The organism is Thioclava arctica (genome assembly GCF_040892615.1).
Classification (GTDB): Bacteria; Pseudomonadota; Alphaproteobacteria; order Rhodobacterales; family Rhodobacteraceae; genus Thioclava; species Thioclava arctica.
Genome location: NZ_JBFRYC010000011.1, coordinates 100948 through 108144, shown reverse-complemented (window position 1 = coordinate 108144; position 7197 = coordinate 100948). Strand labels below are relative to the sequence as shown.

Annotated in this window: 8 protein-coding genes and 2 pseudogenes; 8 read left to right on the top strand and 2 right to left on the bottom strand. The window is 59.3% G+C overall.

The features are described 5' to 3' along the window. The 5 genes and pseudogenes from AB4874_RS15790 to AB4874_RS15770 all read left to right on the top strand — a co-directional run. Positions 1-181: pseudogene (locus AB4874_RS15790) on the top strand (FAD-dependent oxidoreductase); the annotation flags it as partial. Then, positions 181-420 carry a DUF2783 domain-containing protein gene (locus AB4874_RS15785; protein WP_368392683.1) on the top strand — a complete coding sequence of 80 codons (240 nt, stop codon included), beginning with the start codon at positions 181-183 and terminating at the stop codon, positions 418-420. The pseudogene AB4874_RS15790 and the gene AB4874_RS15785, both read left to right, overlap by 1 nt. Positions 421-487: 67 nt before the next feature. Next, on the top strand, positions 488-1525 hold the full coding sequence (locus AB4874_RS15780; protein ID WP_368392682.1) for a TRAP transporter substrate-binding protein: 1038 nt from the start codon (positions 488-490) through the stop codon (positions 1523-1525). Next, positions 1522-1968, top strand: a complete 447-nt coding sequence (locus AB4874_RS15775) for a TRAP transporter small permease (protein WP_295533620.1) — start codon at positions 1522-1524, stop codon at positions 1966-1968. The genes AB4874_RS15780 and AB4874_RS15775 overlap by 4 nt, the downstream gene beginning before the upstream one ends. After that, positions 1965-3278 carry a TRAP transporter large permease gene (locus AB4874_RS15770; protein WP_368392681.1) on the top strand — a complete coding sequence of 438 codons (1314 nt, stop codon included), beginning with the start codon at positions 1965-1967 and terminating at the stop codon, positions 3276-3278. The genes AB4874_RS15775 and AB4874_RS15770 overlap by 4 nt, the downstream gene beginning before the upstream one ends. On the opposite strand, the gene AB4874_RS15765 is transcribed toward AB4874_RS15770, so the two are convergent. Continuing rightward, complete coding sequence (locus AB4874_RS15765; protein ID WP_368392680.1) at positions 3275-3736, bottom strand: MarR family winged helix-turn-helix transcriptional regulator; 462 nt, start codon at positions 3734-3736, stop codon at positions 3275-3277. The two genes, AB4874_RS15770 and AB4874_RS15765, sit on opposite strands and share 4 nt — an antisense overlap. A 126-nt stretch (positions 3737-3862) precedes the next feature. Between AB4874_RS15765 and AB4874_RS15760 the strand changes: the two are divergent. Together AB4874_RS15760 and AB4874_RS15755 are read left to right on the top strand one after the other, a co-directional pair. Beyond that, positions 3863-4042, top strand: a pseudogene (locus AB4874_RS15760) (aldehyde dehydrogenase family protein); the annotation flags it as partial. Between the two features lie 256 nt (positions 4043-4298). Beyond that, entirely contained in the window at positions 4299-4550 is a 252-nt protein-coding gene (locus AB4874_RS15755) for an aldolase/citrate lyase family protein (RefSeq protein ID WP_368392679.1), read from the top strand. 18 nt (positions 4551-4568) lie between these two features. Here AB4874_RS15755 and AB4874_RS15750 read toward each other — a convergent pair whose 3' ends face one another. Beyond that, positions 4569-5024, bottom strand: coding sequence for an Lrp/AsnC family transcriptional regulator (locus tag AB4874_RS15750; protein ID WP_295533647.1), 456 nt, complete (start codon positions 5022-5024; stop codon positions 4569-4571). A gap of 130 nt (positions 5025-5154) precedes the next feature. On the opposite strand from AB4874_RS15750, the gene hppD reads away from it, so the two are divergent. Next, positions 5155-6249, top strand: coding sequence for a 4-hydroxyphenylpyruvate dioxygenase (hppD, locus tag AB4874_RS15745; protein WP_368392678.1), 1095 nt, complete (start codon positions 5155-5157; stop codon positions 6247-6249). The last annotated feature ends 948 nt before the right edge of the window (positions 6250-7197 follow it).

The window sequence follows — 7197 nt, the reverse complement described above, 5'->3', positions numbered from 1 at the left end:
AGGGTACGGGATGCGTGTGCTGGAACTGCCCGAGACCCCCGAGCTGCGCCAACGCTATCTGGGGCAGGCGGGGCAGGCTTTGTATCTGATCCGGCCCGATCAAATCGTGGCAGCGCGCTGGGCCGAGGCCGACGCGGACACGATCCAAGCGCAACTTGCAGCGATCACGGAGGGGCGATGATGAGCCTGATTACGCAACTCAATATGCAAGATCACGACGGGATTTATGAACGGCTGATCGCGGCACATCAGGGGCTGAGCGAGGCGCAAAGCGCTGCGTTCAACGCCCGCCTGATCCTGATCTTGATGAACCATATCGGCGATTCGCGGGTGCTTGAGGACGCCTTCGAACTGGCAGGTCGTGCCGGACAAGCTGCAGCCGAAAGCGCAACACCGCGCCCGATTTCGACAGGCGTTTGACGCGTTGAGATAACAAGAGGAAGCGCGGAATTCCGCGTGAATTCATCATTCAGGGGAGGAAACGATGATGAGTAAACTAACCAAACGAGCATTCCTGGGAACGGCCGCAATGGCGGGCGCAGCCCTTGCGTTGCCGGCAATTCCGGCGCGCGCTGATGGCGTCGATCTGGTGCTGTCGAGCTGGCTACCGCCGCGCCACCCGATTGTTGTGGATGCAATCAAGCCCTGGGCCAAGGATATCGAGAAAGCCACCGAAGGTCGCGTGCGCATTCGTGTGCTGGTCAAGCCGCTCGGCTCGCCGCCGTCGCATTTCGATATGGCGCGCGATGGCGTTGCCGATATCACCTACGGTCTGCACAGCTTTACCCAAGACGACCGGTTCAAAAACTCCCGCGTTGGTCAGTTCAGCTTCTTGGGCAATGATGCGGTGGCGATGTCGGAAGCCTTCTGGACGGTCTACACTGAAAAACTGGGTGCCGATAAGGAACACGCTGGCACGCATCTTCTGGGTCTATTCAACCACGGCCCCGGCATGATCCACAACAACAAGCGCCCGATCAACAAGATCGAGGATTTGCAGGGTCTCAAGATGCGCGTTCCGGGCGGCTATATCGCCGATCTGATGAGCCATTTCGGTGTGGAGACGATCTTTACGCCCTCGGGTGAGGTCTATGAGAAGCTCTCGCGCGGCGTCGTTGACGGGGTGACTTTCCCCTATGATGCGATCGCCTCGTTCAATCTTGCCGATTACCTGAAATACACCACGACCATTCCGGGCGGCATCTACAACACCACCTGGTTCCTCGTGATGAATTCGGGCAAGTGGGACGCGATCTCGCCCGCCGATCAAAAAGCGATCAACGACCTGTCCGGGCTGGCCTTTGCAACGCGTGTGGGCAAGGCATGGAACGGCGCCGATGATCGTGGCAAGGCGGCGGCTGAAAAGGGTGGCATGGTTGCCGAGACCGCGCCTGCCGGGGTGCTGGACGCGATCAAATCGCAGGCCGCTGTGCTGGAAGGTCAGTGGTCCGATGGCCTGGACAGCGCCTATGACGGGCGCGCAGCACTGGCCGAATTCCGCAAGATGACGGGCGTGTCCGTATGATTGCACGCGTCCGCTTCATTCTTGAGGCGATCGCAGCGGGTCTGGTGACGGGGTTGATCCTCGTCACCTGCATCGACGTGATTGGCCGCTATGCTTTCAACAACCCGCTGACTGGCGCGTATGAGATTACGCAGGTGCTGCTGGGCGCGCTGGTCTTTGTGGCAATGCCGTTGACCACGGGCAAGGGCGGGCATGTCGAGGTCGATCTACTGGTGCCGCTGCTGCCTGCTGTCGTGCAGCGCGCGCTTGCGCGGATCGGGGGGGCCGTCGCGGCGTTGGTCATGGCGTATTTCGCCTGGCGGCTTGTGATCCTGACGCAAGACCAGTTCCACACACAACTCGCAACATCGGGCCTCGGAATCAAGCTTTGGTATCTGGGCGTGATCGGCAGTCTTAGCTTTGCTGTCTCCGCGGTGGTCGCGATCCTTCGGAGGCCCACATGACGATCTCTCTTGTCGCGCTTGCCATACTGCTGGCGCTGGTGTTTTTGCGTGTCCCGATTGCGTTTGCGATGGCGCTGGTGGGCGGTGCCGGCTTTGCCGCGATGCGGGGCGTTGACGCTGCGGGGTCGATGGTGGGCAGCGCGGTGTTCGAGACCGGGATGAACTATTCGCTTTCGGTCGTGCCGCTGTTTATTTTTATGGGCAATGTGCTTGCCGGGTCAGGCATTGCGAGCGGATTGTTCACTGGCGCAGATCGGGTCTTCGGGCGCATGCGCGGCGGGCTGGCGATGGCCACGATCCTGTCTTGCGGTGGGTTCTCGGCGGTGTGCGGCTCGTCCTTGGCCACGGCGGCCACGATGTCGAAAGTGGCGATGCCTTCGATGCGCCGGTTTGGCTATCATGACAGTCTCGCCACCGGGTCGATCGCGGCCGGGGGCACGCTGGGAATTCTGATCCCGCCTTCGGTGATCATGATCATCTTTGGCCTGCTTACCGAAAGCGATATCGGCAAGTTGTTCATCGCGGGAATCGTGCCGGGCATTTTGGGCATCGGCCTGTATCTGGTTGCGGTGATGGTGGCGGTGCGCCTGAAGCCGGAACTCGCCCCTGAAGTGCGCAAACCCGTCGCGATGAAGCGCACCGATATCGTCGGCGTGCTGGCAACGCTGGCGCTATTTGTCTTTATCATGGTCGGAATTTATGGCGGGTTCTTCACCCCGATTGAGGCGGCGGGCATGGGCGCTGCAGCCGCTGTCGTCATCGCGGCGGCGGTTGGGGGGCTCAGGCGCAAGGCGCTATGGGGCGCGTTGATCGACGCGGCAATTGCCTCGGCGATGATTTTTGCGATTGTGATCGGGGCTGAAATCTTTGGCAATTTCATCACCTTCGCAGGGCTGCCCGATGCGCTGGCCGATTTGGTCAATAACCTTGGCCTTGGCGGCTATGAGGTGATCATCCTGATCGTGCTGATCTACATGGTGCTCGGCATGGTGCTGGAAAGCCTGTCGATGATCTTGCTGACCGTGCCGATTTTCTACCCGCTGATTTACCAGCTCGATTTCGGTTCGGGCATTTTGTCGAACCCCGATAACGCGTTGATCTGGTTTGCGGTGATCGTGGTCGTTGCAACCGAGATTTCACTGATCACGCCGCCAGTCGGGATGAACGTGTTCGTGCTGCGCTCGGTGCTGCCGGACGTGCCACTTTCGACGATGTTTCGCGGGATCTTGTGGTTCTGGGTGGCCGATATCGTGCGCATCACGCTGATCGTGGCCTTCCCGATCATCTCGCTCTGGCTGGTGGGCGGTTAGCGCGGGGCAGGCGGGTCTTCGCGCGTCTCGATGTCCAGTTCGAGCGTCTCGATCAGGGCATTGACGCCCTGTTCAAGCGCCTCGCGCTTAGCGGCTGGCATGGCATCCAGCATTGCTTGTGCACGCGCGTTCACCTTGCCGCGGGCCGTTAGGTAAAGGTCGCGCCCGGTTGCAGTGCATTCATATTCGCGCAATCGGCGGTCGCTGTCGGGTATATGGCGCGCGATCAGTCCCTTGGCCTCAAGGCGCGCGGCGGCCCGGCTGACCTGCACCTTATCAAGCGTCGTGCGCCGGGCGATGTCGAGCGAGCTAATGCGACCGACCCCGTCGAGGATGGACATCAAGCGCCATTCCTCGCGCGAGAGGCCGAATTCGCGCGCATACACATCTTGCAGGTTGCGCGAGAAGGCCTCGGCCGCGATGGCGAGGCGATAGGGGAAGAACTCTTCTAGCTTCATGCGAAATCCGATCTATGCGCAGCTATCTTAAAGGATTTCATTTGAAATGAAATGATCAACGTCAGCGCTTTGTCGGGATTGGTGATATCAAGGCGATCGCCTTTGTGGGCGAAAGCCGAGGCGCGTTCCAATGACCTGCAATACGGGCTGGCCGCGTATCTGTGGACGAATGATCTAAGCCGCGCGATGGGGATGACCGATGATCTACAGGCGGGGATGATCTGGGTGAATTTTGAGAATGCGCGCCATCTGCCCGCGCCCTTTGTTGGGATGAAGGCCTGCGGCATCGGGCGCGAGAGTGGCGATTGTGTTCGGCAAGGCGGGGCGCCGGATCGCTCTGGTGCCCTCGGGCCGTGGCTCGTGCCGTTTCGCGACGCCGCGCAGCTTGATGACATCGCGCTGACCACGCGTAGATCGGCCTGCTCATCCTGCACCACCGCGAAATGACGCTTGAGGATACTTTTGCGATTCACTCCGCACAAATGGTGCGAAAATTGGCGCAGGGCACCGCAAGCCATCCGGTGTCCGAGCGCGCGATGACAACCGCGCGGGGATCAAGCAGATGCTGGATATCGGCCCGGCTGATCTGGCGGCCGATATGGGGTATCTCGGAAATTCCGACGCGCCTGAGGTGCAAGCGGCTGTGCGCGATGCGCTGACCCGGATTCGCGCGGGCGGCAAAGCGGCGGGCATCCTGACCTCGGATCGCGCGCTGGCGCAAAGCTATCGCGACATGGGCGTCGAATTTCTGGCCGTTGGTTCGGATGTGGGCACGCTTGGCGCAGGGCTGCGCGCGTTGCGCGGCGCTTTTTAAGCACGGGCGACGCAGCGCCTAAATTGGCAGCGGCGCGTCTTGCTTGAGCTGGTTCATGACGATTTGGCTTTGCACGCGGGCGACCGTGGTATGCGCCAGTAGCACCTCATGGATCAGCCGGTGCAGGGCGGATAAGTCCGCGCAATAGACCCGTAGCAGATAGTCTGCCTCGCCCGTCAGCGTCCAAGCCGAGACGACTTCGGGTTGCAGCGCGATGAGGCGTGAAAAATTCTGCGCGGCCTCGGCTCCGTGACGCGTCATTTGCACCTGCACAAAGGCCTGCACCGCCAAGCCCAGCCGCTCGGCATCGAGTTTCGCCCCATAGGCGCGGATCAGCCCGTCTGCCTCAAGGCGCTGCCGCCGCCGTCCGATTTGGCTTGCCGACAGGTTCAACCGCTCGCTCAGCTCTTGCGAGGTCAGTTGCGCGTTTTGTTGCAGTTCCGCGAGGAGGCGTTTGTCGATGTCATCCAGCATGCGTAAAAAATGCATCTTTTGTTCAATGGCCGCAAGTCACACGCGTATTGGGCGCGACAATAAACACTTTTGCGCAAACCACGCGGGCGTCGGGGGGTAATCTGAAATCAGCGAACAGGAGGAGAAACCCATGGGACCATTCCCGCACGACGCCCCGCAAGCCAAGATTTCTGATGAAAACCCCGCCGGCACCGACGGGTTTGAATTCGTCGAATTCGCCCATCCCGACCCGCAGGAACTGCGCGATTTGTTCGCCAAGATGGGCTATGAACATGTCGCTACGCATAAAACCAAACCGGTCGAGTTATGGCAGCAGGGCGATATCACCTACATCATCAACGCAGATCCCGACAGCTTTGCTGCGCGATTTGTGGACGAACATGGCCCCTGCGCGCCGGCAATGGGCTGGCGCGTGATGGATGCGCAGCACGCGTTCGATCATGCGGTGAAGATGGGCGCAGAGCCTTATGAGGGCGCTGACAAAACGCTGGATTGGCCCGCCATTCGCGGCATCGGTGGCAGCTTGATCTATTTCACCGATCAGTATTACGCCACCTCGCCCTATAATGAGGAATTCAACTGGCTGAAGACGTCAAAGCCGAAGGGCGTTGGGTTTTACTATCTCGATCACCTGACCCACAACGTCTTCAAAGGTAACATGGACAAGTGGTTCCACTTCTACGGCGATCTGTTCAACTTTCGCGAAATCCGGTTTTTCGACATCGAGGGCAAATTTACCGGGCTGTTCTCGCGCGCGTTGACGTCGCCTTGTGGGCGTATCCGCATCCCGATCAACGAAGATCGCGGCGAAACCGGTCAGATCGTATCCTATCTCAAGAAGTATAAGGGCGAGGGGATTCAGCATATCGCAGTCGGGTCTGAGGATATTTATGCCAGCACCGATGCGATCGCCGAGCGCGGTATTCGCTACATGCCCGCACCGCCCAAGACCTATTACGACCTAAGCTACGACCGAGTGACGGGGCATGAAGAGCCGGTTGATCGGATGATGAAACACGGCATCCTGATCGACGGGGAAGGCGTGCTGGGGGGCGGTGAGACAAAGATTCTGCTGCAGATTTTCTCGAAAACGGTGATCGGACCGATCTTCTTTGAGTTCATTCAGCGCAAAGGCGATGACGGCTTTGGCGAGGGCAACTTCAAGGCGCTGTTTGAATCGATTGAGCGCGAGCAAATCGAAAGCGGCGAGTTGGTCGCTGAATAGCGCGAAGGTTCGAGAGAGCGCCTTAAGTGTGACTGGCATGCAAAGCGCCCATCACTATTGGAGGCATAGGGGCCCAAAATCGATCCGCTTTTGGGCCCCTGTAGAAAGAGACGCTCCCCAAGTCGGCTGGCATGTTTCCCTGTGCACGAGCCATCCACATGCGACATCCTCGGTGAACATGCGAGCGCTGCCCGGTCGGATGCCCTTCGTCATCGGGATGACGCTTGTTGAGACCTGCGATGGGGCGATGCCGCGTTCCCACGCTCGAACCTGATCGGAACCCTGCACAGCTCCGAAGGCGTCCTTCACGACGCGGCCACGTGTTCCATTCCAAGTCTAAGCGCGTCGTCTCCGCGCCGATAATCGACCCTGAGCTTCTGGTCATGCTCCTGCATGAAATGGCGCTGTCGGGTTCTGCTCAAATCAAGCCCCTTTTTCTGATGAACAACGGAGGGCGGCTGCAGCAGAAATTGCTCAAATGGCTTCGAAAACCCGAGCGCGAAGCCTGTCCGTTTTTTCTATCACGGAGTTGCAACGAAAGGATATCGCTCCCAAAGTCGACCTTGAGGCTGCTGAGGCTAAAGAGGCTGCGCCACTCATATTCCTGTAGACGGCCTTATCAAGGACGCTGCTAGAACATCTCGGGCGATCCATATGACCCGATATGAGATGAAGATTATCATCGCGATCAAGGTGCTCGCCGGCTTGCCGTATTTTATTAGGCAATGAGCTTTGTCCCCTCACGGGCGTTCAAAGCAACTCCGCTTTGCGCACCGATAGCTCGCACGGTGCGGGATACCCCTGACACGGCGCATATCTTGCCTAAGATTGATCCTGCTGTGGGAAAAACGGACCAGAATTTACGGCAATGCTGCTCTAGCGCGAATATCAGTTCCCCACGTGCGCTCGAAAGCCTGCGACAGGGTCGATGCACCCGGTCGAATTTCG